This window comes from Kitasatospora sp. NPDC057904 (assembly GCF_042887925.1).
Classification (GTDB): Bacteria; Actinomycetota; Actinomycetes; order Streptomycetales; family Streptomycetaceae; genus Kitasatospora.
The window spans coordinates 580,587-604,749 of the sequence record NZ_JBHVOL010000001.1; the positions used below are offsets into that span (position 1 = coordinate 580,587).

The 24,163-nt window shown below is 73.3% G+C and carries 13 protein-coding genes; 11 read left to right on the forward strand and 2 right to left on the reverse strand.

The genetic code is table 11. The features are described from left to right. The first annotated feature begins 9 nt into the window (after nucleotides 1–9). The 11 genes from ACFVSN_RS02775 to ACFVSN_RS02825 all read left to right on the forward strand — a co-directional run bounded on the left by ACFVSN_RS02775 (nucleotide 10) and on the right by ACFVSN_RS02825 (nucleotide 17,285). Nucleotides 10–204 (forward strand): MbtH family protein, encoded by a 195-nt coding sequence (locus ACFVSN_RS02775; RefSeq protein ID WP_380448963.1) that lies wholly within the window; start codon nucleotides 10–12, stop codon nucleotides 202–204. Between the two features lie 38 nt (nucleotides 205–242). Next, nucleotides 243–7,541: an amino acid adenylation domain-containing protein gene (locus ACFVSN_RS02780; RefSeq protein WP_387953595.1), complete on the forward strand. Its 7,299-nt coding sequence runs from the start codon at nucleotides 243–245 to the stop codon at nucleotides 7,539–7,541. After that, nucleotides 7,534–8,274, forward strand: a complete 741-nt coding sequence (locus tag ACFVSN_RS02785) for a CatB-related O-acetyltransferase (protein ID WP_387598124.1) — start codon at nucleotides 7,534–7,536, stop codon at nucleotides 8,272–8,274. Before ACFVSN_RS02780 ends, ACFVSN_RS02785 begins: the two co-directional genes overlap by 8 nt. Next, nucleotides 8,271–9,560 (forward strand): cytochrome P450, encoded by a 1,290-nt coding sequence (locus tag ACFVSN_RS02790; RefSeq protein ID WP_387598127.1) that lies wholly within the window; start codon nucleotides 8,271–8,273, stop codon nucleotides 9,558–9,560. The genes ACFVSN_RS02785 and ACFVSN_RS02790 overlap by 4 nt, the downstream gene beginning before the upstream one ends. Then, the gene (locus ACFVSN_RS02795; RefSeq protein ID WP_387598130.1) at nucleotides 9,557–10,816 is read left to right on the forward strand and encodes an MFS transporter; all 1,260 of its coding nucleotides are present in this window, start codon (nucleotides 9,557–9,559) and stop codon (nucleotides 10,814–10,816) included. Before ACFVSN_RS02790 ends, ACFVSN_RS02795 begins: the two co-directional genes overlap by 4 nt. 95 nt (nucleotides 10,817–10,911) lie before the next feature. Further along, entirely contained in the window at nucleotides 10,912–11,004 is a 93-nt protein-coding gene (locus ACFVSN_RS02800) for an Ms4533A family Cys-rich leader peptide (RefSeq protein WP_380435284.1), read from the forward strand. A 161-nt stretch (nucleotides 11,005–11,165) separates the two neighbouring features. Then, nucleotides 11,166–12,884 carry an ABC transporter substrate-binding protein gene (locus tag ACFVSN_RS02805; protein WP_387598132.1) on the forward strand — a complete coding sequence of 573 codons (1,719 nt, stop codon included), beginning with the start codon at nucleotides 11,166–11,168 and terminating at the stop codon, nucleotides 12,882–12,884. Nucleotides 12,885–12,933: 49 nt separating this feature from the next. Next, the gene (locus ACFVSN_RS02810) at nucleotides 12,934–13,896 is read left to right on the forward strand and encodes an ABC transporter permease (RefSeq protein WP_380490976.1); all 963 of its coding nucleotides are present in this window, start codon (nucleotides 12,934–12,936) and stop codon (nucleotides 13,894–13,896) included. Then, nucleotides 13,893–14,882: an ABC transporter permease gene (locus ACFVSN_RS02815; RefSeq protein WP_387598135.1), complete on the forward strand. Its 990-nt coding sequence runs from the start codon at nucleotides 13,893–13,895 to the stop codon at nucleotides 14,880–14,882. The genes ACFVSN_RS02810 and ACFVSN_RS02815 overlap by 4 nt, the downstream gene beginning before the upstream one ends. Beyond that, on the forward strand, nucleotides 14,879–16,543 hold the full coding sequence (locus ACFVSN_RS02820) for an ABC transporter ATP-binding protein (RefSeq protein ID WP_387598138.1): 1,665 nt from the start codon (nucleotides 14,879–14,881) through the stop codon (nucleotides 16,541–16,543). Before ACFVSN_RS02815 ends, ACFVSN_RS02820 begins: the two co-directional genes overlap by 4 nt. Before the next feature lie 130 nt (nucleotides 16,544–16,673). Further along, nucleotides 16,674–17,285, forward strand: coding sequence for a hypothetical protein (locus ACFVSN_RS02825; RefSeq protein ID WP_387598140.1), 612 nt, complete (start codon nucleotides 16,674–16,676; stop codon nucleotides 17,283–17,285). Nucleotides 17,286–17,454: 169 nt separating this feature from the next. Here the strand turns inward: ACFVSN_RS02825 and ACFVSN_RS02830 are convergent, their stop codons facing one another. Beyond that, on the reverse strand, nucleotides 17,455–17,766 hold the full coding sequence (locus ACFVSN_RS02830; protein ID WP_387598143.1) for a hypothetical protein: 312 nt from the start codon (nucleotides 17,764–17,766) through the stop codon (nucleotides 17,455–17,457). Nucleotides 17,767–17,794: 28 nt separating this feature from the next. Then, the gene (locus ACFVSN_RS02835; protein ID WP_387598145.1) at nucleotides 17,795–24,085 is read right to left on the reverse strand and encodes a DNRLRE domain-containing protein; all 6,291 of its coding nucleotides are present in this window, start codon (nucleotides 24,083–24,085) and stop codon (nucleotides 17,795–17,797) included. Nucleotides 24,086–24,163 lie beyond the last annotated feature (78 nt).

Sequence of the window (24,163 nt, forward strand, 5' to 3'; positions counted from 1 at the left end):
GAGGCTGGCATGTCGAACGACGAACTGGACCTGGACTACAAGGTCGTGGTGAACGACGAGGAGCAGTACTCGATCTGGCCGCAGGACCGGGAGAACCCGGTCGGCTGGCGGGACGCCGGGGCGCGCGGCAAGAAGCCCGAGTGCCTGGAGTGGATCGAGCGGAACTGGACCGACATGCGGCCCAAGAGCCTGCGCAGCGCCTAGGAACGGTCGGTCGGGACGGAGTGAGGAGGTACATCGAGATGTCTCGTGGTCTGGACGCCCCGGAGGACGGGTCGACCCCCGTCCCGGCTCCCGCCGGGACGGACACCCCCGCCGCGGCGGGCACCGGCAGGCTGCCGCTGTCCCTGGCGCAGCAGCGGCTGTGGTTCCTCTCCAGGCTCGGGGAGTTCCGAGCCGGATACAACATGCCCCGGGTGGTCCGGATCACCGGGCGGCTGGACCGGACGGCGCTGACGGCGGCGCTCGGCGACGTCGTGCGCCGGCACGCGGCGCTGCGGACGGTCTTCCCGGAGGTCGCCGGAGAACCGTGGCAGCAGGTCGTGGCCGCCGGTGACGTCGCCGCGCGGTTCGCGGTGGAGTTCGCCGAGTGCGGCTCCGGCGAGGTGGCCGAGCGGATCGGCCGGGCCTGCCGGCACGACTTCGACCTGACCTCCGAACTCCCGGTGCGGGCCTGGCTGTTCGCGACCGGCCCCGAGGAGCACGTGCTGGCGCTGGTGATCCACCACATCGCCGCGGACGGGTGGTCCGTCGGCCTGGTGGACCGCGACCTCGGGACGGCCTACGCCGCGCGCCGCGCCGGCGCCGCGCCCGAGTGGCCTGCCCTGCCGACGGAGTACACGGACCACGCGGTGCGCCAGCGGCGGTCGTTGGGCGCGGAGGACGATCCCGACAGCCTCTTCTCGCGGCAACTCGACTACTGGCGGGAGGAGTTGCATGGAGCGCCGCCGGAGCTGCGGCTCCCCCGCGACCGCCCGTGGCCGCAGTCGGCCGGGTCCGCCCGGGCCGGGTCCTCCCGGGCCGACTCCTCAACGACAAGCCCCTCCCGCGCCGGGACGGTGCACTTCGAGCTCGACGCCGACACCCACCGCGGGCTGGCCCGGCTGGCCCGCGAGCACCGGGTCACGCTGTTCACGGTGCTCCAGGCGGGTTTCGCGGCGCTGCTCAGCCGGCTGGGGGCGGGCACCGACCTCCCGATCGGCTCGCCGGTGGACGGCCGGACCGACGAGGACCTGCAGGAGGTCGTCGGGTTCTTCGTCAACACCCTGGTGTTCCGGCTCGACTGCTCCGGCGACCCGACGTTCGCGGAGCTCCTGAAGCGGGTGCGCCGGACGGCCCTGACCGCGATCGCCCACCAGGACGTCCCCTTCGACCGGGTGGTCGAGGCCGTCAACCCCGCCCGCACTGCGGGCGGGAACCCGCTGTTCCAGGTGAGCTTCGCACTGGAGGCCGGCGGGGACGGCGGCCTGGTCCTCCCTGGCCTGGAGGTCGCCGACGAGCCCTTCGAGGCGGGCTCCGCCAAGTTCGACCTGAGCCTGGGCGTGACCGAGCACCGCGACGGGGACGGCGGACCGGCCGGCCTGAGCGGGGTGCTGGAGTACGCCGAGGACCTGTTCGACCGGACCACGTCGCAGGCCGTGGCCCGCCGCTGGAAGCTGCTGCTGGCCGGGGTGCTGGCCGGGCCGGGGCGCCCGATCGGCGAACTGCCGGTGCTGGACGGGGCCGAGCGGCGGTGGGTGCTCGAACGGGCCGGCACGGACGCCTCGTTGCCCGGGGTGGGGCCGTCGGCGGCGGAGCGGTTCGCCGGGCGGGTGGCCGCGGCTGGTGACAGCGTCGCGGTGAGCGACGGCACCCTGGAGTTGACATATCGTCAACTCGACGAGCGTGCCGCGAGCTTCGCCGCCCTGCTCGCCGGGGCCGGCGTGAACCGTGGCGACCGCATCGGCCTGTGCCTCACCCGCACCGTCGACATGGCCGCCGCCGTCCTCGCCGTGTGGCGCCTCGGCGCCGCGTACGTCCCCGTCGACCCGGACAACCCGGCGAGCCGCATCGCGTACGTCCTCGGCGACGCCCGCGTCCCGCTCGTCCTCACCGACGCCGCCGACCGCGTCCCCGCCGGGCCCTGGCGCACCCTCGACACCTCCCGGGCGACGGACGCCGTCCATACCGGATCCGTCCGCCCGGAGGCCGGCGAACTCGCCTACGTCATCTACACGTCCGGCTCCACCGGCAGGCCGAAGGGCGTCGAAGTCACCCACGGCAACCTCGCCGGGCTCCTGGCCTCGACCGAGGGCCTGGCGAAGCCGTCGGAGCGCGACGTCTGGTCGCTGTTCCACTCCTTCGCCTTCGACTTCTCGGTCTGGGAGATCTGGGGCGCCCTCGCCTACGGCGGACGGCTCGTCGTCGTCCCCCGCGAGGTCACGCGCGACCCCGCGGCCTTCCTCGACCTGCTGGTCCGCGAACGCGTCACCGTGCTCTCCCAGACACCGTCCGCGTTCCGCCAGCTCGTCGCCCAGGAGGAGCGCCGCCCGGCCGGCGAACTGAGCCTGCGCCTGGTCGTGTTCGGCGGCGAGGCGCTCGACATGGCCCCCGTGCGCGCCTGGTGGCGCCGCCACGCCCCCGACCGCCCGGTCCTGGTGAACATGTACGGGATCACCGAGACCACCGTCCACGTCACCTGGCGGGTCCTCACCCCGGAAGGGACCGAGACCGCCCGCAGCCCGATCGGCCGCGCACTGCCCGGCTGGCGGACGCTCGTCCTGGACGGCCGCGGCGAGCCCGTCCCGGTCGGTGTGCCGGGCGAGCTGTACGTCGGCGGCGCCGGGGTCGCCCGGGGCTACCTCGGCCGCCCCGGCCTCACCGCCGAGCGCTTCGTCCCCGACCCCTTCGGCGACGCACCCGGCGCACGCCTCTACCGCAGCGGCGACCTCGCCCGCTGGACCGCCGACGGGGAACTCGAATACCTCGGCCGCGCGGACGACCAGGTCAAGATCCGCGGCTTCCGCATCGAACTCGGCGAGATCGAGGCCGCCCTCGGCCGCCACCCGGCCGTCCGGGGCGTCACCGTCGTCGTCCGCGACGACACCCCCGGCGACCCCCGGCTCGTCGCTTACGCCGCCTGCGCTGACGCAGCCGACCCGCGCGAACTCCGCGACTTCGCCGCCCTCCACCTGCCCGCCTACATGGTCCCCGCAGCGATCGTCACCCTGGACGCCCTCCCCCTCACCCGGAACGGCAAGATCGACCGCGCCGCCCTCCCCGCACCCGGGTTCGCCTCCGGATCCACCGGCCGCGAGCCCGCGAACGCGACCGAGGCGGCCCTGTGCCGGCTGTTCGCCGACGTCCTCGGCCTGGAACGGGTCGGCGTCGAGGACGCCTTCTTCGACCTCGGCGGACACTCGCTGCTGGTCATCCGGCTGGTGGACCGGATCCGCGCCGCCCTCGGCGTCGAACTGTCCATCCGGGCCGTGTTCGAGACCCCGACCCCGGCCGGCCTGGCCGCGGCCGTCGCCCTCGGAGAGCGGGCCCGGCCCGCCGTGCGCCCCGCGGCGCGCCCGGAGCGCCTGCCGCTGTCCTTCGCCCAGCGCCGCCTCTGGTTCCTCAACGAGCTCGACGGCGGAGCGGCCTACAACATCCCGTACGCGGCCCGCCTGTCCGGCGCCCTGGACGTCGACGCGCTGACCGCCGCCCTCGCCGACGTCGTGGAGCGGCACGAGGCGCTGCGCACCGTCCTGCCCACCGAGGACGGCCGGCCGTGGCAGCGGATCCTCTCCCGGGCCGAGGCCCGGACGGACCTCACCGTCACCGACACCACCCCGGACGCGCTGGACGCCGAACTCGCCGCGGAGAGCGAACGCGTCTTCCGGCTGACCACGGAACCCGCCCTGCGCGCCCGCCTCTTCCGCCTCGGCCCGGACGAGCACGTCCTCCTGCTGGTCGTCCACCACGTGGCCTGCGACGGCTGGTCGCTGGAGCCGCTGCTCGACGACCTCGCCGAGGCGTACGGCGCGCGCCACACCGGCACCGCGCCGGCCTGGCCGCCGCTGCCCGTCCAGTACGCCGACTTCACGCTGTGGCAGCGCGAACTGCTCGGCACCGAGGACGACCCGGAGAGCCGGCTCTCGCAGCAGACCGAGTACTGGCGCCGGACGCTGGCCGGCCTCCCGGACCAGCTGGCGCTGCCCTTCGACCGGCCGCGGTCGGGCACGGTCGGCCTGCGCGGCGGCGAGGTCGCGGTCGAGGTCGGCCCGGCGCTGCACGCCGCGCTGGCCGCCGCCGCGCGGGCCCACGACTGCACCGTGTTCATGGCGCTCCAGGCCGCCGTCGCCGTCGTGCTGTCCCGCTCCGGCGCGGGGCCGGACATCCCGCTCGGCACGGCCACCTCCGGGCGCGCCGACGCCGCGCTGGACGGCCTCGTGGGCTTCTTCGCCGGCACCCTCGTGCTGCGCACCGACCTCTCGGGCGACCCGACCTTCGCCGAACTCCTCGGCCGGGTCCGGGAGGCCGACCTCGGCGCCTTCGCCCACCAGGACGTCCCGTTCGAGACGCTCGTCGAGGCGCTCAACCCGGCCCGCGTGCCCGGCGCCAACCCGCTGTTCCAGGTGAGCGTCTCCATGCTGAACAGCATCACCGCGGAACTCGCCCTCCCCGGCCTGGAGGTGGCGTCCCACGACCTGAGCATGGGGATCTCGGCCTTCGACCTGTCCTTCGTGTTCGGCGAACGCCCGGGCGCCGCGGCCGGGCAGGCCGGCGGGCTGGTCGCCGCGATCGGGTACGACGCCGACCTGTTCGACCACGCCAGCGTCGAGGGCATCGCCGACCGGCTGGAGCGGGTGCTGGAGGCGCTGGCCGCCGACCCGGACGGCCGGGTCGGCGAGGTGGACCTGCTCTCCGCGCAGGAGCGGCGGCAGGTCCTGCGGGAGTGGAACGACACCGCCGCCGAGGTGCCGGAGCTCCCGGTGCCCGCACTGTTCGCCGCCCAGGCCGCGCGCACCCCCGCCGCACCGGCGGTGCGCCACCTCGACACCGAGCTGACCTACGCCGAACTCGACGCCCGCGCCAACCGGCTGGCGCACGAGCTGATCGCCCGCGGCATCGGGCCCGGGCGGCTCGTGGCCCTCGCCCTGCCCCGCTCGGAGCAGATCGTCGTGGCCCTGCTCGCCGTCCTGAAGGCCGGCGCGGCCTACCTCCCCGTCGACCCGTCCTACCCCGCCGACCGCATCGCCTTCATGCTGCGGGACGCGGCCCCGGCCTGCGTCCTCAGCACCACCGAGGTGGCGGCCGGGCTGCCCGGCGGCCCCGGCCTCCCGCTCCTCGCCCTGGACGACGCGCACGTGCGGCGCTCGGTCGCGGAGCGGCCGGCCACCGCGCCCACCGACGCGGAGCGCACCGCGCCGCTGCTCCCCGCCCACCCGGCGTACGTCATCTACACCTCGGGGTCGACAGGTCGGCCCAAGGGTGTGGTGGTCTCCCACCGCGGCCTCCCCAGCATGGTGTGCTCCCAGGCCGCGACGCTCGGCGTCGGCGGCGACAGCCGGGTCCTGCAGTTCGCCTCGATGAGCTTCGACGCCTCCGTGTGGGACACCTGGATGGCGCTGCTCACCGGCGGGTGCCTGGTCGTCGTGCCGGAGTCCCACCGGATCCCCGGCCCGGCCCTGGCGGACTTCCTGCGCGTCCACGGCATCACCCACGCCACCCTGCCGCCCGCCGTGGTGCTCGCCACCGAGTTCGACGAGGACGTCGCCGGGGTCACCCTGGTCACCGCCGGCGAGGCCTGCACGCCCGCCGTCCTCGACGCGGCCCGCCACTTCGCGAAGGTGGTCAACGCCTACGGCCCCACCGAGTCCACGGTGTGCGCGACGATGCGCACCGTCGACGGGGTGCCGCAGGCCGTCCCGATCGGCCGTCCGGTCGCGAACACCCGGGTGTTCGTGCTGGACGCGCGGCAGCGCCCCGTCCCGCCCGGCGTGCCCGGGGAGCTGTACCTCGCGGGCGCCGGGCTGGCCACCGGCTACCTGGACCGGCCCGCCCTGACGGCCGAGCGCTTCCTGCCCAGCCCCTTCGGCGGCGCCGGGGAGCGGATGTACCGCACCGGCGACCTGGTGCGCTGGACGGCGGACGGCGAGCTGGTCTTCCTCGGCCGCACCGACGAGCAGATCAAGATCAGGGGCTTCCGCGTCGAGCCCGGCGAGGTGGAGGCGGTGCTCGCCGGCCACCCGGAGGTCGCCCACGCCGCGGTGATCGCCCGCGAGGACCGCCCGGGGGACGTCCGGCTCGTCGCCTACGCGGTTCTGACGGACCGTCAATTCCAGGAGGACCCCGCCACGGCGCTGCGGAGGTACGCGGCCGAGCACCTGCCGGAGTACCTCGTCCCCGGCGACGTGGTGGTCCTCGACCACCTGCCGCTGACGCCGAGCGGGAAGGTCGACCGCAAGGCCCTCCCCGCGCCCTCGGCGAACGGCCCGAGCGCGAACGGCCAGCACACAAACGGCCAGAGCGCGAACGGCTTGAGTGCGAACGGCCCGAGCGCGAACGGCCCGGCCGTGAGCGGCGCGACCACCACGGACGACCCGCGCGTGGCGGTCCTGGTCCGGCTCTTCGCGCAGGAGCTCGGCGTGGACCGGGTCGGTCCCGAGGACTCGTTCTTCGAGCTCGGCGGCCACTCGCTGCTGGCGACCCGACTGATCGGCCGGATCCGCGCCCTGCTCGGGGCCGAGATCGGCATCGCGACGCTGTTCGAGACGCCCACCGCCGCGGAGCTCGCGACCCGGCTCGACCGGGCCCCGGCCGACCCGTACGCCAACGTCATCGAGCTCCGGCGCGGCCGGCCCGGTGCCCGTCCGGTCTTCTGCATCCACCCCATCGGGGGCCTCGGCTGGTGCTACGGCTCCGTACTGCCGCACCTGGAGCGGGACCAGCCTGTCCACGGGATCCAGGTGACGGAGAGCCACGGCCGCTTCAAGGCGGTGGAGTCGATCGACGCGCTGGCCCGGCGCTACGCGGACCTGATCACCGCGACGCACCCGGACGGCCCGTACGTCCTCATGGGCTGGTCGCTGGGCGGGGTCCTGTCCTACGAGGTGGCCCGCCTGCTTGAGGCCGCCGGCCGGACCGTCGACCTGGTCGTCCTCTTCGACGCCTGGCCGTACGAACGGCCGGTGACCCCGGAGGAGTTGGAGGGGGATTTCGCCGCCTGGGTGACCGGCGAGGTCATCGCCGGCCCGTCCGCCGACGGCACCCTCGACGCCCGGCAGAGCCGTGCCCTGGTCCGCGCGGCCAAGGGGGTCGCCGCCCTCCTCGGGCCGCCGCACCCGGACGGCTACCACGGGCGCGTCCTGAGCATCGCCGCCGCCAAGACCGTCGCCGAGCGCGGCTCCGCCGAGGAGGCCTGGCGGCCGTACCTCACCGACGCCGAGCACCACGTGGTGAACGCCGACCACGACGCGATGATGACGCCCGCCGTCCTGGAGCAGTCGGGCCCGCTGGTCACGGCCGCCCTGACGTCCCTGCCCGCGCGGCGCACGGAGGCCGACGGTGACTGAGCGCCACGACTCCACCGACCCCTGCGACCTCGACCCCGACCTGGACATCCCGGACCCCCGCGATCCGCGCCCGCTCGGCGACGACCGCTGCGTCTTCATCCGCCCGGTGCTCCAGCCCGGCGGGAAGGTCGTCGCCGGGAACTTCTCCTACTACGACGCCTCCGAGGACACCGCCGGGTTCGAGGAGGCCCGGGTCCGCTACGCGTTCGGCGCGGAGCGGCTGTTCATCGGCCGCTACTGCTCCATCGCCGCGGGCGTCACCTTCGTGATGGCCGGCGCCAACCACGTCTTCGACGGGCCCACGGGCTACCCGTTCCTCAGCTTCGAGGGCGACTGGCGCGACGCCCTGATCGACGACCTGATCGCCCGGGGGCCGGGCCGCAAGGGCGACACCCGGATCGGCAACGACGTCTGGATCGGCCGCGGCGCCACCGTCATGCCCGGGGTGACCGTCGGCGACGGCGCCATCATCGGCGCCGGCGCCCTGGTCGCCTCCGACGTGGCGCCCTACCGGATCGTGGGAGGCAACCCGGCCCGGGTGATCCGCGCCCGCTACGGCCCCGAGGACGTCGAGCGGCTGCTCGCGGCCCGCTGGTGGGACTGGCCGGTGGCGGCCGTCTCCCGGCACCTCCCGGAGCTGGTCCTCGGCCGGCCCGAACGGATCCTGTCCATCGCCCGGGCCGAGCACCTGCTCGGCCCGGCGCCGGCCACCCCCCAGGGGAGCGCATCATGACGACAGCAGCAGGCGGCCCCGGCGCCCCGCCGACCGTCGACCCCGCGGCGATCGACCCCACGACCGTCGACCCCGCGGCGGTCGACCCCACGGCGGTCGACCTCGCCGACCCGGCCCTGTACGGCACCGGCGACCCCGAGGCGGTGTGGGCCGGGCTCCGCCGCGACCACCCGGTCCACTGGAACGAGGGCCCGGACGGCGGCGGCTTCTGGGCCGTCACCCGGCACGCCGACGTCCAGCGCGTGCTCAAGGACACCGCGGCCTTCACCTCCGCCCAGGGCATGCGGATCGGCCACAACCCGACCGCCACCGCCGAGGCCGCCGGGAAGATGCTGATCGTCACCGACGCGCCCCGGCACGCGAAGATCCGGCGGGTCATCAGCTCCGCGTTCACCCCGCGCATGGTCGCCCGCCTGGAGCAGAACATGCGGACGATCGTGCGCGAGGAGCTGGCGGCCGTCCTGACCGACGAGCCCTGCGAGTTCACGGACTTCGCCGCGGTCCTGCCGGTCGCGGTGATCTGCGACCTGCTGGGTGTGCCGAAGAGCGACTGGCGGTTCATGCTCGACTCCACCCGGGCCGCGTTCGGCGCGTCCGGCGTCGACCCGATCGCCCGGCTCGAAGCCCACGCCGGCATGCTCGCCTACTACGCCGACCTCGTCGACTTCCGCCGCGAGGAGCCGGGCGAGGACGTCGTCAGCGCCATGGCGAACGGCCTGGTCGACGGCGTCCCGCTCACCGACGAGGAGATCTTCCTCAACTGCGACGGCCTCATCTCGGGCGGGAACGAGACCACCCGGCACGCCACCGTCGGCGGCCTCCTCGCCTTCGCCGCCCACCCCGACCAGTGGCGGCTCGCGGCCGCCTCCCCCGACGGGATGGACACCGTCGTCGACGAGGTCCTGCGCTTCACCAGCCCGGCGATGCACGTGCTGCGCACGGCCGCCCGGGACGTCGAGGTCGCCGGGGTGACGATCCGGGCCGGCGATCCGGTGACGGTCTGGATGCCGTCCGCGAACCGGGACGAGACGGTCTTCGAGGCCCCCGAGGCCTTCGACGTCCGGCGCACACCCAACCCGCACGTCGCCTTCGGCAGCGGTCCGCACTTCTGCCTCGGCGGAGCGCTGGCTCGCACCGAACTCCGCGTCCTGTTCGGCGAGTTGCTCACCCAGGCCGCGGGCGCCGAACCCGCGGGACCGGCCCGGCGGCTCCACTCCAACCTCATCCGGGGCTTCGAGTCCGCGCCCGTCCTGCTGCACCCCGGCGACAGCCTGGAGAGGCGGTGAAGCCACTCGCGGACCCCCGCTTCCGCCGCCTGCTCATCGGCCAGGCGCTCTCGGGCTTCGGCAGCAGCGCCCTCTACCTGACCCTGGGCATCTGGGCCAAGGACCTCACCGGCAGCAACGCCGCCGCCGGCGGGGTCGAGGCCGCCCTCGGCGCGCCCATGGTGCTGTCGCCGCTCTTCGGCCACCTCGCCGACCGGGTGCGGCGGCGCCCGCTGCTCATGGTCACCAACGCCCTCATGGGGCTGGCCGTGCTGTCCCTGCTCGCGGTGCGCGGCGGCGAACAGCTCTGGATCATCTACCTGGTGGCGGTCTGCTACGGCGTGGCCTTCGGCGTCCTCGGCGCCGCGTCGGCCGGGATCCGCCGGGACCTCCTCCCCGACGACCAGCTGACCGGCGCCAACGCGATCCTCCAGACGACCACGCAGGGGCTGCGCATCCTCGCCCCGCTCGCCGGCGTGGCCGTCTACGCGGTCGCCGGCGGCGGCACGCTCGCCGTGCTCAACTCCCTGACCTTCCTGGCCGCGATCCTGGCGCTCGCCGGCCTGCGGGTCGAGGAGTCCGTCGGTCCCGAGGCCTCCGGCGAAGCGTTCCCGCGCAGCGCCCTCGCGGGCCTGCGGCACATCAACGCCACTCCGGTCCTGGCGCAGATCGGCTACGCCGCCGCCTGCGCGTTCTGCGTCATCGGCCTGAGCCAGACCGTCATGTTCGCGGTCGTGGACGAGGGGCTGGGCCGGCCGCCCTCGGCGCTGGGCACGCTCAACGCCGTCCAGGGCGTCGGCGCCGTGGCCGGCGGCCTCACGGTGTCCGCGCTGATCCGACGGGCCGGCATGGCGCGCACGGCGGGCCTCGGGATCGGCGCCTTCGCCCTGGCGGCGCTCGCCTACTGCGTGCCGCACATGGCGTTCGTCGTCGCGGGCGAGGTCGCGGACGGCATCGCCATCACCTGGCTCATGGTGGTGCTGTCGTCGGCGGCCCAACTCCACACGCCGCCACGGCTCCAGGGCCGCGTCAACGCCATGTGCACGATGCTGGTGCTGGTACCGCAGTCGCTCTCGCTCGCCGCCGGCACGGTCCTCATCGACCGGTTCGACTACCAGTCGCTGCTGGTCGTGATGGCGGCGGTCACCGCCTGCTGCGCGGCGGTCCTGGTACTGCGGCCGACCGCCGCACTCACCGAGCGGACGTTCGTCACCTCGGCGCCGGGCGGGCCGGAGAACCGGGAGGCCACCGACTCCGCGCCGTCGGCGCAGCACTGAGGCCGTCGGCGGGCCGGGGCCGGTCGGCTCCGCCCCGCCAGGACGGCACCTCGGGACCTTTGACAATCCGCCTATCGTCATACAGTCTTCTCGACATGTCTGCCCGTCACCCGATCGAGTGCGCCGCCATCGAGCTGGCGCTGATCGGCGTGGCCGCGCACTGCGTCGCCGACAACCTCTGTCGCTGAACCCGCCTGCCCCGACGCGTTGCGGTGACCGCCGCGCCGGGGCGTCGCCCCTTCCCGCGGGCGCGGTGCCGCTCACCCTTCCCCAGGCCTCACTCCTCCCCAGGCCGCACTGCCGCCCGCCTTCCTCCGTGCACCATCGGTAGCGAAAGGCTCCCTTTCCGATGTCTCGAACCACCTTCACCCCTCGCCGCCTCGCCGCGGCGGCCGTCACCGTCGCCCTGGTCGCCGGACTGGCGGCGTGCGGCCCGAAGGCCGACGGCGGTGGGAGCACCGGCAAGGACGCCGCGCCGCGGCAGGGCGGCACCCTCACCGTCCTCAACCAGAACCCGGAGGACCAGTTCGACCCCGCGCGGCTCTACACCTCCGGCGGCGGCAACGTGCCCTCGCTGGTCTTCCGCACCCTCACCACCCGCAACCGGGCCGACGGCGCGGCCGGCACGAAGGTGGTCCCGGACCTCGCCACCGACACCGGCACCCCGTCGGAGGGCGCGGCGGTGTGGACGTACCACCTCAAGGACGGCCTCACGTACGAGGACGGCTCGCCGATCACCACCGCCGACATCAAGTACGGCATCGAGAGGTCGTTCGCCCCTGAACTATCGGGCGGGGCGCCGTACTTGAGGGACTGGCTGGTCGGCGCGGCGGACTACCAGGGCCCCTACAAGGACGGCCGCGGCCTGGACGCCGTCCAGACCCCCGACGACAGGACCATCGTCTTCCGCCTGAACAAGCCCGAGGGCGACTTCCCGTACCTGGCCACCCAGACCCAGTTCGCGCCCGTGCCGAAGGCCAAGGACACCGGGACGAAGTACCAGGACCACCCCGTCTCGTCCGGCCCCTACCAGGTCGTCAAGAACGAGAACGACGGGACGCACCTCGTCCTCGCGCGGAACCCCCACTGGTCCGCGGCGACGGACGACCAGCGCAAGGCGTACCCGGACACCATCGACGTGCAGTCCGGGCTCGACCCGGCGGTGATCAACCAGCGGCTCTCCGCGGGCACCGGCGCCGACGCGGCCGCCGTCACCACCGACACCAACCTCGGCCCCTCCGAACTCGCGCAGGTGAAGGACGACAAGGCCCTCGCCGCCCGGGTCGGCACCGGCCACTTCGGCTACGTCGACTACCTCGCCTTCAACCCCAAGGTGAAGCCGTTCGACGACCCGAAGGTCCGCCAGGCCGTCGCCTACGCGCTCAACCGCACCTCGGTCGTCAACGCCGCCGGCGGCTCCTCGCTCGCCGAGGCCGCGACCACCTACCTGCCCACCCAGGAGACCTTCGGGTACACGCCCTACGACCCGTTCCCGGCCGGCCCCACCGGCAACCCGCAGAAGGCCAGGGAGCTGCTGAAGGAGGCCGGTTACCCCGACGGCCTGACCATCACGCTCACCCACTCCACCGCGACCGGCCGGGGCTACGGCCCGGACCTGGCCGCCGCCGTCCAGGACGGCCTGAAGGCGGCCGGGATCACCGTCCGGCTGGACGCCCTGGAGTCCAGCCGGTACTCCAAGACGATCCACACCGTCGCCACCGAGCCCGGCCTGTTCCTCTCCGGCTGGGGCGCCGACTGGCCCTCCGGCGGCCCGTTCCTCGCACCCGTCTTCGACGGCCGGCAGATCGTCACCGACGGCTACAACTTCAACTCCGCGCAGCTGGACGACCCTTCGGTGAACGAGGAGATCGACCGGATCAACAAGATCACCGACCACGCCGAGGCCGCCAAGCTGTGGGGCGCCCTCGACAAGCGGCTCGGCGAACAGGCCCTCACCGTCCCGCTGTTCCACCCCGTCTACAAGCGGCTGTCCGGCAAGGACGTCCGCAACATCGTCATCAGCGACTGGACCGGCGTGCTCGACATCTCCCAGGTCGCGGTCAAGTAGCGCACGGGACCGGACGGAACGGATCGGATCGGACGGAAATCGGACCACCATGGCTCCACGGAATCCCGCTGCCGGGGGACGGCCGGTGTGGCGGCGGCTGCTCGCGCGGCGCGCCGTCCTCGCCGGCGGCCTCGTCATCCTCCTGCTCGCCCTGACCGCGGCGGCGGCACCGCTGCTCGCCGCGATCGAGGGCCAGGACCCCACGAGTTACCACGACGGCCTGCTCGACTCCGCGGCCGGCGGCGTGCCCACCGGCTCGTTCGGCGGCATCACCGCCGAACACTGGCTCGGCGTCGAACCGGGCACCGGACGGGACGTGTTCGCCCGGCTCGTGTACGGCGCCCGCATCTCGCTGCTCGTCGCCGTCGGCGCCACGCTCGTCCAGGTCGCGACCGGCGTCCTGCTCGGCCTCGCCGCCGGCCTCGGCAACCGTCTGCTCGACCAGCTGATCGGCAACACCTCCGAGGTGATGCTCGCCCTGCCCTCGCTGGTCTTCGCCATCTCCCTGATGGCCGTCGTCCCCTCGGGCTTCCCCCGCCCGGTCCTGCTCACCCTCGTCATCGGGCTGCTGGGCTGGGCCGGCACCGCCCGGCTCGTCCGGGCGCAGACGCTGAGCCTCCGGCAGCTCGACCACGTCGCCGCGGCGCGGCTGGCCGGCGCCTCCCGGTGGCGGATCGCCCGCCGGGAGCTGCTGCCGGCCCTGGCCGCGCCGGTCATCACCTACGCGGCCGTCCTGCTGCCGTCCAACGTGGTCTCCGAGGCCGGGCTGTCCTTCCTCGGCGTGGGCGTCAAGCCGCCCACCTCGTCGTGGGGCCAGATGCTCTCCGGCGCGACCACCTGGTTCCGCGCGGACCCGATGTACGTACTGCTCCCGTCCGCGCTGCTGTTCACCACCGTGCTCGCCTTCACCGTGGTCGGCGACGGCGTCCGCACCGCGCTCGACCCCCGCGCGGCCTCCCGGCTGCGGGCCGGCTCCCCGGCTGCCCCGAAGACCGAGGAGGCCGCCGCATGACCCGCTTCCTGCTCCGCAGGGCCGTCGGCATGATCGGCGTCCTGATCGTCCTCTCCCTGATCGTCTACGCGGTGTTCTACATCGCCCCCGGCGACCCCGCCCAGCTGGCCTGCGGCGAGAAGTGCAGCCCCGCCCAGGTCCACCAGGTGCGCGAACGGCTGGGCCTCGACGCTCCCGTGTACCTGCAGTACGCCCACTTCCTCCAGGGTGTCGTCGCCGGGCGCGACTTCAGCGCCGGCACGGGCCCGCTGCACTGCCCGGCGCCCTGCCTGGGCGTCTCCTACCGCAGCGGCGAGCAGGTCACCGACATGATCGCCGCCCGGCTCCCGGTGACGGCCTCGCTGGCCCTCGGCGCGATGGTGCTCTGGCTGGTCCTCGGCGTCGGCACCGGGCTGCTCTCCGCGCTGCGCCGGGGCGGGCCGACCGAGCGCCTGCTCACCGCGCTGACCCTGGCCGGCACCGCCGTACCGGTGTTCGTCATCGGACTGGTGCTGCTCATCGTCCTCTGCGCCCAGCTCCAGTGGCTGCCGTTCCCGAGCTACGTGCCGCTCACCGAGGACCCGCAGCAGTGGTTCTGGGGCCTGCTCCTGCCCTGGATCTCGCTCGCGCTCATCGAGTCCGCCAAGTACGCCCGGCTGACGCGCGCGTCCATGCTGGAGACCCTCGCGGAGGACCACATCCGGACCTTCCGGGCGTACGGCGTCAGCGAACGGCACCTGGTGACCAGGCACGCGCTGCGCGGCGCGCTCACCCCGGTGATCGCGCTCACCGCCCTGGACCTCGGGACGATGTTCGGGTCCGCCGTGCTGACCGAGTCGCTGTTCGGCCTCCCGGGCCTCGGCAAGCTGCTCGTCGGCTCGGTGAGCCTGATCGACCTGCCCACCGTCGTCGGCCTCACCCTCGTCACCGGGTTCGCCGTCGTCCTCGCCAACGTCGTCGCGGACGTGCTCTACGCGGTGGCCGACCGAAGGGTGGTCCTGGCATGAGCGCCGAACCGCTGGTGAACGTCCGGGACCTGGTCGTCGACTTCCCGGTCGGCGACGGCCGCGTCCGCGCCGTCGACGGCGTGGGCTTCACCCTGGCGGCCGGGCAGGCGCTCGGCATCGTCGGCGAGTCCGGCTCCGGCAAGAGCACCGTCGCCCACGCCCTGCTCGGCCTGCACCGCGGGACGGGCGCCCGCACCGGCGGCTCGGTCCGGGTCGCGGGCGTCGACGCCGTCACCGCCGGGCGCGACGAACTCCGCCTCCTGCGCGGCGGGTTGGCGGCCATGGTGTTCCAGGACCCGCTCTCCGCGCTCGACCCGTACCACGCCGTCGGGGACCAGATCGCCGAGGTCGTGCGGGTGCACCGGGACGTCTCGCGCCGGGACGCCCGGGCCCGGGCCGTCGAGGTGCTCGACCGGGTCGGCATCGCCGACGCGGTGCGCCGCTCGCGCTCGCGCCCGCACGAGTTCAGCGGCGGCATGCGCCAGCGGGTGCTGATCGCGATGGCCCTCGCCTGCGAGCCGCGCCTGCTGGTCGCCGACGAGCCGACGACCGCGCTGGACGTCACCGTCCAGGCCCAGGTCCTCGACCTGCTGCACGAGTTGCGCGCCGAGACCGGGGCCGGGCTGGTCCTGGTGACCCACGACCTGGGCGTCGTCGCCGGGAGCGTCGACCGGGTGCTCGTGATGAAGGACGGCCGGGCGGTGGAACACGGGCCGGTCACCGAGGTGCTCGGCGCTCCGCGCGAGCCGTACACCCGCGCGCTGCTGTCGGCGGTGCCCCGCGTCGACGCCGCCGAGGCGCCCGGCCCGGCGGCCGCATCCGGGGGCGAGGTCCTGCTCGAAGCCACCGACCTCCGGAAGGAGTTCGCCACCCGCGGCCCCCTCGGGCGGCGCGCCGCCCCCGTGGTCGCCGTGGACGGCGTCTCGCTCACCGTGCGGGCCGGCGAGACGCTGGGCATCGTCGGCGAGTCCGGCTCCGGGAAGACCACCCTCGGCAGGATGCTCGTCCGCCTCCTGGACCCGACGGGCGGCCGGCTCCACTACCGCGGCCGGGACATCGGGACGCTCGGCGACAAGGACCTTCGCCCGCTCCGGCAGGAACTGCAGATGGTCTTCCAGGACCCGGTGTCCTCCCTCAACCCGCGCCGCACCATCGGCGAGTCCGTCGCCGACCCGCTGCGCATCGCCGGCGAGCGCGACGAACGCCGCATCCGCGCCCGGGTCGGCGACCTCCTCGAACGCGTGGGCCTCGACGCCGACTGGTACCACCGCTACCCGCACGAGTTCAGCGGCGGCCAGCGCCAGCGCGTCGGCATCGCCCGGGCCCTGGCACCCCGGCCGCGCCTGCTCGTCTGCGACGAACCGGTCTCCGCACTGGACGTCACCACACAGGCCCAAGTGGTCCGTCTGCTCGGCGAGTTGCAGCGGGACCTCGGCCTCGCCCTGGTCTTCATCGCCCATGACCTCGCCGTGGTCCGGCAGGTGAGCGACCGGGTCGCGGTGATGCGGGCCGGCCGGATCGTGGAACAGGGCGACGCGACGGCGGTGTACGAATCCCCGCAGCACGAGTACACCAAATCCCTGCTGGCCGCCGTCCCGGTCCTCGACCCGACCGAGGCCACCGCCCGCCGCCACGCCAGACTGGCGGCCACCCGGGCCTGACCGCCACCCCCGGCTCCGGGGGTGGCCACCCCGCCCCCGAAGCCGGGCGCTCCCGCCGACCGGAGCATCAGCCCGACCGCTCGGTCGACGCGCGGGCCGGACTGTCGGTCCCGCACCATAACGTGATCACATGAGTTCCTCCCTCAGCGCCTTCCTGATCGACCCCACGGCCGCGCGCGGTTTTGTCGGCTCCGGAGACGAACAGCTGCTCCAGGTCGTCCGCGACGAGTTCGGCAAGAACCTGGCCGCGGACGACGGCTGGTTCTCCTCCCAGATCGAAGAAGGCGCCCCCACCGCCTACGAGGCGCTGCACGCCGTGGTGCACGACGGCCCCTACTCCGACAACCCGGACCACGCCTTCCAGTACGGCTACGCCTACAAGCGCCTGGTCTCCCTGACCGGGAGTTTCCTCGACAACTCCAACTTCTGCCCGTTCCGGGGATCCTGGCTGGAGGTCGTCGACGAAGGGCTCCAAGCGCTGCGGATCACCGCGGTCTCCGTCGCCGAGTTCGGCCACTCCTCCGGCATGCCCGACGGCATCCCGTACTCCTACCTGCCCGGCTGCGGAGAATGGACGCACGAGCGCTGCCTCGAAGCACTGGAGCAGTTCGAGCAGACCAAGCGCGACGACCACGCCCCGCCGCTCGATCCCGAGGTCGTCGACGCCGTCTCCGACGTCATCTCCTGGCTCCGCCACGCCCAGGCCCACCCCGGCTTCGGCGTCATCGGCTTCGTCTCCTGAACCAGTGGGGCCATCTGCCCCTCGACAGCCGTGCCGTTGGAACAACGTCGTCTGCCGGGCACCCAGACCCGCACTCGTCCTCCCCTACAGGGGCGTGCCGGACGACGCGGGCAGCGGGCCGTCAGGTAGCCGCGGCCCCGGTGGCGAGCATTGAATTCGCCCGCCCCGTTCAATTCCGCGCGCGAATCCTGCGCTTGCGGCCGACTACGGCGAAACCGTGCAAGATGGGGAGGAGGAACACCAGCAGGCCGGTCACGGCATGCCAGTTGCTCGTGTACCCGCCGAACACCGCGACCAGATCGGCCGCGTAGAGCAGCAGCCAGAAGACCAGGTTGGCCACCAGGGCGGTCCACGAGTTCCCCGGGCGCGCGAAGGTGACCTGTCCCCAGAAGGCCTTCACTGTGTTCATCGAGCTGTCCTTGCGCCATTGTTCTAAAAGGGGATTCGTCGAATGGAGCGCACCTCGGTCGGTGCGCTCCATTCGACTCGGTCGGACTATAGGTTATGGACTAGTACAGGATCCAGTAGACCGCATTGTCGATCGCATTCCACGAGCCCCACCCGAGGAATCTCACGATCGGACCGCGTGCATACGTCAGCAAGTACCTGATCTCGAAGCGGTACCTGCTCAAGGCGTAGCTCATGGCCCCGCCGAAACCGATGCCCCAGGCGAAGGTCGTCCCGAACTTGTACCCCGCCGTGCTCCAGCTCCAGCAGCGGTTCATGCACTGGTAGGCGTACTTCGCGACCGCGAGCAGCCCGGACCAGATGGCGCTGCACACGAAGCCGGCGACGCCGCACGCGGCTTCGAGCGCCCAGCCTCCGGCGTAGTCGAGCGAGTAGAACATCGCCTGGCAGCCCCAGCCGCAGCTGCGCGCGCTCGACCGGCCGTCGAGGTCGACCCGGTTCAGCGGGTCGCCGTAGGTGTAGTCGTAGGCGTTGGCGTTGGCCCCGCGGATCGGGTCGACCGAGAGGAAGCGCCCGAGGGTGGGGTTGTACAGGCGGGCGCCCATGAGGACGTCGCCGGTGGGCGTCTCGCTGGAGCGCTCCTTGCCGCCCAGGTAGTCGTACCGGGCGGTGCCGGTGCCGGTGAGTGCGTTGCCGTACTCGTCGGTGGCCAGCACGGTGACCGGCGTCGTGGAGTTGCCGATCGGCAGGGTCATGGTGACGTCGCTGTGCAGGTTGGTCAGCTGCAGGACGATGTCGCCGTTGGCGGAACTGTAGGTGGCCCCCAGGTCTCCGGCGAGGTCGGCGACGTTGCGGGTGAACGCGCCGGTGCCGGTGTTCTCGACGGTCCAGGACGGCGAGTCGCCGGTGCCGTCGTAGTGGTTGACCCGCGACGCGGTCTGGGACCACGTGCCGCCGGAGTTGGCCTCCGTGGTGGAGGTGCGGAACCGGCCGGTGGGGTCGAGCTGCCAGGTGGTGCGGTTGGTGCCGGAGACCTGCTGGTAGGCGAGGTCGTTGGCGTAGTAGGCGGTGGTGGTGCCGTTGGCCTCGGCCGTGGTGCGGCCGAAGGCGTCGTACGTGTAGCCGGTGTCGGCCAGGCGGTCGGCGCTGTCGTAGGTGTGGTTGAGGGTGGTGCCGCCGCTCGTGGGGCAGGACGGGGTCGTGCCGTCGAGGGTGGTGGCGCTGACCGCGGTGTTCTGGCTGGTCCGGTTGGTGTCCTGGTCGAACCCGTAGGAGCGCGCCGTGCAGGTCTGCGCCTGGTTCTGGATGACGGTCTCGTTGGCCGCGGTCAGGCGGCCCCGGGCGTCGTAGCCGTAGGTGTCGTTGATGCCGAGCCCGCCGGAGGTGGACAGGGCGCGGGTGACCCGCTGTCCGGCGGCGGAGTAGCCGGCCTGGTCGGAGACCAGGACGTTGCCCGTGGCGCCGGTGTAGACGCGGGAGGTGTGCTGGCCGGTCTCGTCGACGTTCTCGGTCAGGGTGACCGAGCCGGGCAGGGTCTCGGTGGCCGGGGCGCCGTTGCCGTCGTAGGTGACGCCGAAGGTACCGGCGTTGGAATCGGACTTCGAGGTCGGAAGACCGCGCGCGTCCTTGGTGGTGTCGTAGGTGTAGGTGGTGGTGGACGGCGCCGAGTCGGTGACCTGGGTGGGCCGGTCCAGCGCGTCGTACTGGGTGCCGGCGGTGTTGCCGTCGGCGTCCGTGTACGAGGTCTGGCGGCCGAGCTGGTCGTAGGAGCGGGTGACCGTCTTGCCGTCCGGGGTGGACGCGGTGGCGAGCAGGCCGGTGGCCGTGTCGTAGCCGACCGTGCTGGTCTGCACGGCCTGGCCGACGCCGCCGGACACGGCGAGCTGGGTCTTGCGGCCCGCGCCGTCGTAGCTGGTGGTCACGGTGCGGGAGCCGCCGTTCGCGGTCTCCGTCACCGTGGCCACGGACCCGTAGCGGTTGTACGTGGTCGTGGTGGTGCCCACCTGGGACGGGTTCGAGCCGCCGCCGGTGATCGCCCCGGCCGGGGCGGTCTGGCAGAGCAGGTCGGCCCACTCGGGGTGCCCGCCGCAGGGCGCGGAGCCGGTCGCGGTGTAGTAGGCGGTCGCGATGGTCCCGGCGTCCGTCCCGTTGGAGGCGGGCTGGGAGACGGCGGTGGTCTGGCCGGCCTGGTTGTAGGCGGTCACCGTGGTGATCGCCAGACCCGCCGGGTCGACGACCTTCCTGGTCGGCTTCCCGACGGTCCAGTCGTAGACGGTCTGGACGGTGCGGGTGTCGGCGTCGGCGGCGTAGCCGCTGATCGCCGCGCCGGTCACCGAGGTGGTGGCGAGGTCCGAGGTCTTCGCCGAGCCGTCGGTGGGACGGTTCTCGTCGAAGCCGGTGTGGACGTGGGTCCGGGCGTTGACCACGGCACCCGCGCCGAGCGCGGCGGACGTGCCGGACGCGGCGAGCGCGTGTTCCAGGGTGGTCTTGTGCAGCGGGCCGTAGGTGTCGGTCTTGATCAGGCCGGAGGTGTCGTAGACGTTCTGGGTCGACAGCAGCGTGGCGCGCTGCGCGGTCGGCATCGGGGCGATGCCGAGGGCGTTGAGCTCCGCGTTGGTGCTGCCGGCCAGGGCCAGTTCACGGTTGGCCGCGGTGAGTTCGCGGACCGTGTTGCCGAAGGAGTCGGACTCGCTGGTGGTGATGTGCCCGCCCGGCGAGGCCGCGTTGACCTGACGGCCGGTCACGTCCAGGTAGTAGACCGAGGCGCGGTTGTAGGAGGTGGAGGTCAGGTTGCCCGCCCCGGTGTTGGCCGAGGGGACCTGGTCGGAGGGGAAGACGGCCGTCGCGTCGGTGGGCACGTCGCTCTGCGCCCAGCCGGCGACGTCGGAGGCGCCCATGGCGTAGGGGCCGCCGGCCGCCGTCGTGAGCGGGACGCCGTAGACCACGGTGGTGGCGGCGGTGCCGTTGGTCTGCGACGCCGAACCCGGGGTGAGGGTCGCGCGGGAGACGTTCAGCAGCCGGCCGGCGTTGGTGTCGCCGTCGGTGCCGGCCGTGCCGTAGGCGAAGGTCCAGGCGAGCTGGCCGGGCGGGGTGAGGGTGGTGACCCGGCCCGCCGCGTCGTAGCCGTAGGACGTCACGAGGTTGGGCGTGACGCGGGGGTCCCACTCGCTGCGGAGCAGGCCGGCCGTGTCGTAGGCGTACTGGGCGACGACGGTCGAGGTCTCGGTGCCGGTGGCCGGGTCCATCGCCCACAGCGTGACGGTGGCGGCCCGGCCGGCGTAGTCACCGAAGGTGCCGCCGGTCGCGGTGGTGGTGCCGGCGTAGCCGAGCTCCAGGACGCGGCAGCCCGCGGCCGGGGTGGCCGGCGTCAGGCAGGAGGCGGTGAGGTCGGAGATCGCCGACGTCGGGGCCGCCATCCGGGCCAGGCGGGCCGAGGTGGTACCGCCCGAGGTGACCGTGTCGAAGCGGTACTGGATCGTGTTGCCGAGCCCGCTGGAGGTCGTCGAGGCGACCGTCCAGACGCCGGTGGCACCCGACGCGCCGAACACGGTGACGGTGCCGTTGGTGTCGGTCAGCGTGTACCGGTTGGCCGTGCCGTCGTACGCGAGCGTGTACTGCTTCGCGCCCGGCTCGGGCGCCCAGCTGCCGTCGGCGTTCTTGGTGAAGGCCACCTCGGCGCCGCTGGCGAGCACCAGCTGGACGGCGGTGGCGGTCACCGAGCGGATCTCGGTGTAGTCGGTCGAGGCCTGCGCCGCGACGCCGCCGAAGGACCACTGCGGGCCGAACGGCGCGACCTGGCCGGCCGCCGCCGCGGCGCCCGGGTTCCGGGAGGAGGCCGTGCGCGTCACGACGAGCCCCAGCGCCGAGGTGTCGGTGCCCGACAGCTGGAAGTCGCCGGTGGACAGGTTGAGCGTGCCGGGGCCGACCTGCGTGGTGGAGGCGCCGGAGGACTTGCGGTCCACGGTCGCGGTGACGGCCGAGGAGTCGTACGGCGTCGTGGCGGTGGTGAACTCGCCGCGCAGCTGGACGGATCCGTCGTCGGTGAGGGTGGTGGCGGCGTCCCAGACCAGGGCCGGGGAGGTGCCGCCGCTCATCGCCACCGGCCAGGCCGACAGCGGGGTGCCGCCGGAGGTGACGTCACCGACCGGGATGTCGCTCCAGGCGTCCGAATCGGCGCGCCGGTACTGGAACTTCACGGCGCTGGAGCCGGCCGGGCCGGCCGCGGTCAGGGAGAAGCGGCGCGAGGTGCGGTCGCCCAGCCTGGGCGAGGTGACGGCGCCGCCGCCCGCGTTGAACGCGTAGGTGACGGGGTTCGAGACGCTCCCGGCCACGTTGGTGGTGAACACGGTGAGCGTGTGCGGGCCGTCGGTGGCCGGGGTGACCGCGACGGTCACCGCGGATCCGGTGGTGGCCACCGTGGTCTGGGGCCCGGAGTCCAGCTGCCAGACGATGCCGGCCGTGTCCGTGGCACCGGACGGCGGGGTCACGGTGACGTTGCCGCTGCGGCCGGCGCCGAGCGCCCAGCCGCCGGACGGGTAGTCGGTGGAGGTGACGGTCGGCGTGCCGGGCGTGGTGGTCTTCACCGTGAAGACCAGCCCGCTGGGCACGGTCTGGCGCGACCACAGCGATCCGCTGTAGCCCCAGGGCCACGCGGTGTACTGGTGGCCGTCGACCAGCTTGCCGGCCGGCACCGTCGCGCTGGAGATGCCGCCCGACGCCGTCCAGGAGCCGCTCAGGTTGGAGATGACCTGGGTGTTGCCGCCGCCGGTGGTGTCGTAGACGTTCCATTGCGCCATCACGTTGCCGCCGTCGGCGTCCGTGACGGTCGACTGGAGCTGCGGCGTCGCCGTGTTCGTGTAGAGCGTGGTGGTCGAGCCCGACACCGAGGAGACGCCCGGCGAGACCGCGGGGGCGGAGCTCATCGGGTACGAGTTGTACGTCACCGACAGGTACGGCACGTTGCTGCCGTTGTTGGCCGAGTAGAACCGCTTCCAGCTGTTGGAGTCGGTCTCGTTGGTCGCCCTCAGGCCGATGTTGGCGTAGTTGTAGCCGTGGTCACCGGCGTACTGCAGGAACGAACTCGGGTCGATCGACACCCAGCCCGGCGCTATCGAGCCGCCGCAGTTCGACGGGTAGCCCTTGGTCTGCGTGGTCGTGGCGTACTTCGTCATCCACGAGGGCTGGTTGGTCCACACCGTGGAGGTGCCGGCCGCATTGGTCTGCCACAACTCCCACGAGTTCTGGCTGCAGTTGGCCGACCAGTACTCGTACAGGTTGAGCGAGGAGGAGAGGATCTTGGTGTTCGCCAGCTGCTGCACCGGGAACTGGAGGAACGACCGCGCGACGTCGCCGCCGGCGTTGTACGTGCCCAGCTTGAGGTCGGTGGAGGTGTACTGCGGCGTGGTGTAGCTGATCTGCGCGAAGGTGTCCAGCACCGTCGACAGGCTGACGGACGGGTCGACGGTGACCGGGTACGTGGTCGCCGGGTCGGCCAGGAACTTCTCGTCCGGGGTCAGGGTGAGGTTCACCGTGTCCCCGGACTGCGTCATCGTCATCGCCACCGGCGCCTGGTGCGGGTGCTCCAGCGACTTGGCGTCGACCGTGGCGTCCCACATGAACGGTGCCGGGATGCTGCCGGCCGGCTTGCCGTTGGTGTCGGTGAAGGTGACCGTGCCGTCCGCGTCCTGCTTGGCGGTCAGGCCCTTGGCGGTCACCGGGATCGTCACCCGGTAGCCCGCGGCCGGGCGCGACTTGAGGAGCACGCTCTGCTCGAAGCCGTTCCGGGTGGCCTGCACGGACACGTCCGTGCCCGGGGTGACGTCGGTGTAGGTCGCGGTGTCGCCCTTGAGGGTCGGCTTGGGCAGGTCGCCCTGCCAGCCGATCGAGACCCGGTGGTCACCCTCGCCCTGCGCGGCGAGGGTGACGTTGTGGCCGCCGCCGGCCAGCTTCAGGCCCCGGACGTGGCCCTTCGGCGCCACCGAGTGGTCCGGCGCCTCCTGGAGGGAGGTGTCCACGGCGACCCACTGGCCGTCGCGCTTGAACCGGAACGGCAGCGCGTACGAGTCGGTGGTGAGCGTCCCGTCCGGGTTGGCCCACGTCTTGGTCTGCTCGGTGCCCTGGTCGAGCACCTCGACCTTGGCGTTGCGCAGGCGCGCCGTGGCGATCGCCGACGGCACGTCGGGTGCCGTCAGCGGTCCCACGGGCTGCTTGCCCTGACTGGACGTGCCCTTGTCGCTCTTGGGCCCGACGGCCACGGCCTGGCCGGTGACGGCGAGCGTCACCGCCGTCTCCGCTGCCAGGACCAGCGCCACGACGGCGGCCGTCCTCGCGATTCGGCGCCCTGAGGCACCACCAGAAGAGCCGCTCGGGAAGCGGCCCACTCTTGGCTTCATGCAGGTTCTCCTCGGTTCACATCCCGGATTGATCACCCGGGATGCTGGAAGAACCTAGATCCTCCGGCGCCCTGTCAG

Coding starts and splice junctions, on each gene's coding strand:
- ACFVSN_RS02825 (WP_387598140.1), top strand. CDS start 16,674: ATGAGTTCCTCCCTCAGCGCCTTCCTGATCGACCCCACGGCCGCGCGC.
- ACFVSN_RS02780 (WP_387953595.1), top strand. CDS start 243: ATGTCTCGTGGTCTGGACGCCCCGGAGGACGGGTCGACCCCCGTCCCG.
- ACFVSN_RS02815 (WP_387598135.1), top strand. CDS start 13,893: ATGACCCGCTTCCTGCTCCGCAGGGCCGTCGGCATGATCGGCGTCCTG.
- ACFVSN_RS02810 (WP_380490976.1), top strand. CDS start 12,934: ATGGCTCCACGGAATCCCGCTGCCGGGGGACGGCCGGTGTGGCGGCGG.
- ACFVSN_RS02830 (WP_387598143.1), bottom strand. CDS start 17,766: ATGGAGCGCACCGACCGAGGTGCGCTCCATTCGACGAATCCCCTTTTA.
- ACFVSN_RS02820 (WP_387598138.1), top strand. CDS start 14,879: ATGAGCGCCGAACCGCTGGTGAACGTCCGGGACCTGGTCGTCGACTTC.
- ACFVSN_RS02800 (WP_380435284.1), top strand. CDS start 10,912: ATGTCTGCCCGTCACCCGATCGAGTGCGCCGCCATCGAGCTGGCGCTG.
- ACFVSN_RS02805 (WP_387598132.1), top strand. CDS start 11,166: ATGTCTCGAACCACCTTCACCCCTCGCCGCCTCGCCGCGGCGGCCGTC.
- ACFVSN_RS02790 (WP_387598127.1), top strand. CDS start 8,271: ATGACGACAGCAGCAGGCGGCCCCGGCGCCCCGCCGACCGTCGACCCC.
- ACFVSN_RS02775 (WP_380448963.1), top strand. CDS start 10: ATGTCGAACGACGAACTGGACCTGGACTACAAGGTCGTGGTGAACGAC.
- ACFVSN_RS02835 (WP_387598145.1), bottom strand. CDS start 24,085: ATGAAGCCAAGAGTGGGCCGCTTCCCGAGCGGCTCTTCTGGTGGTGCC.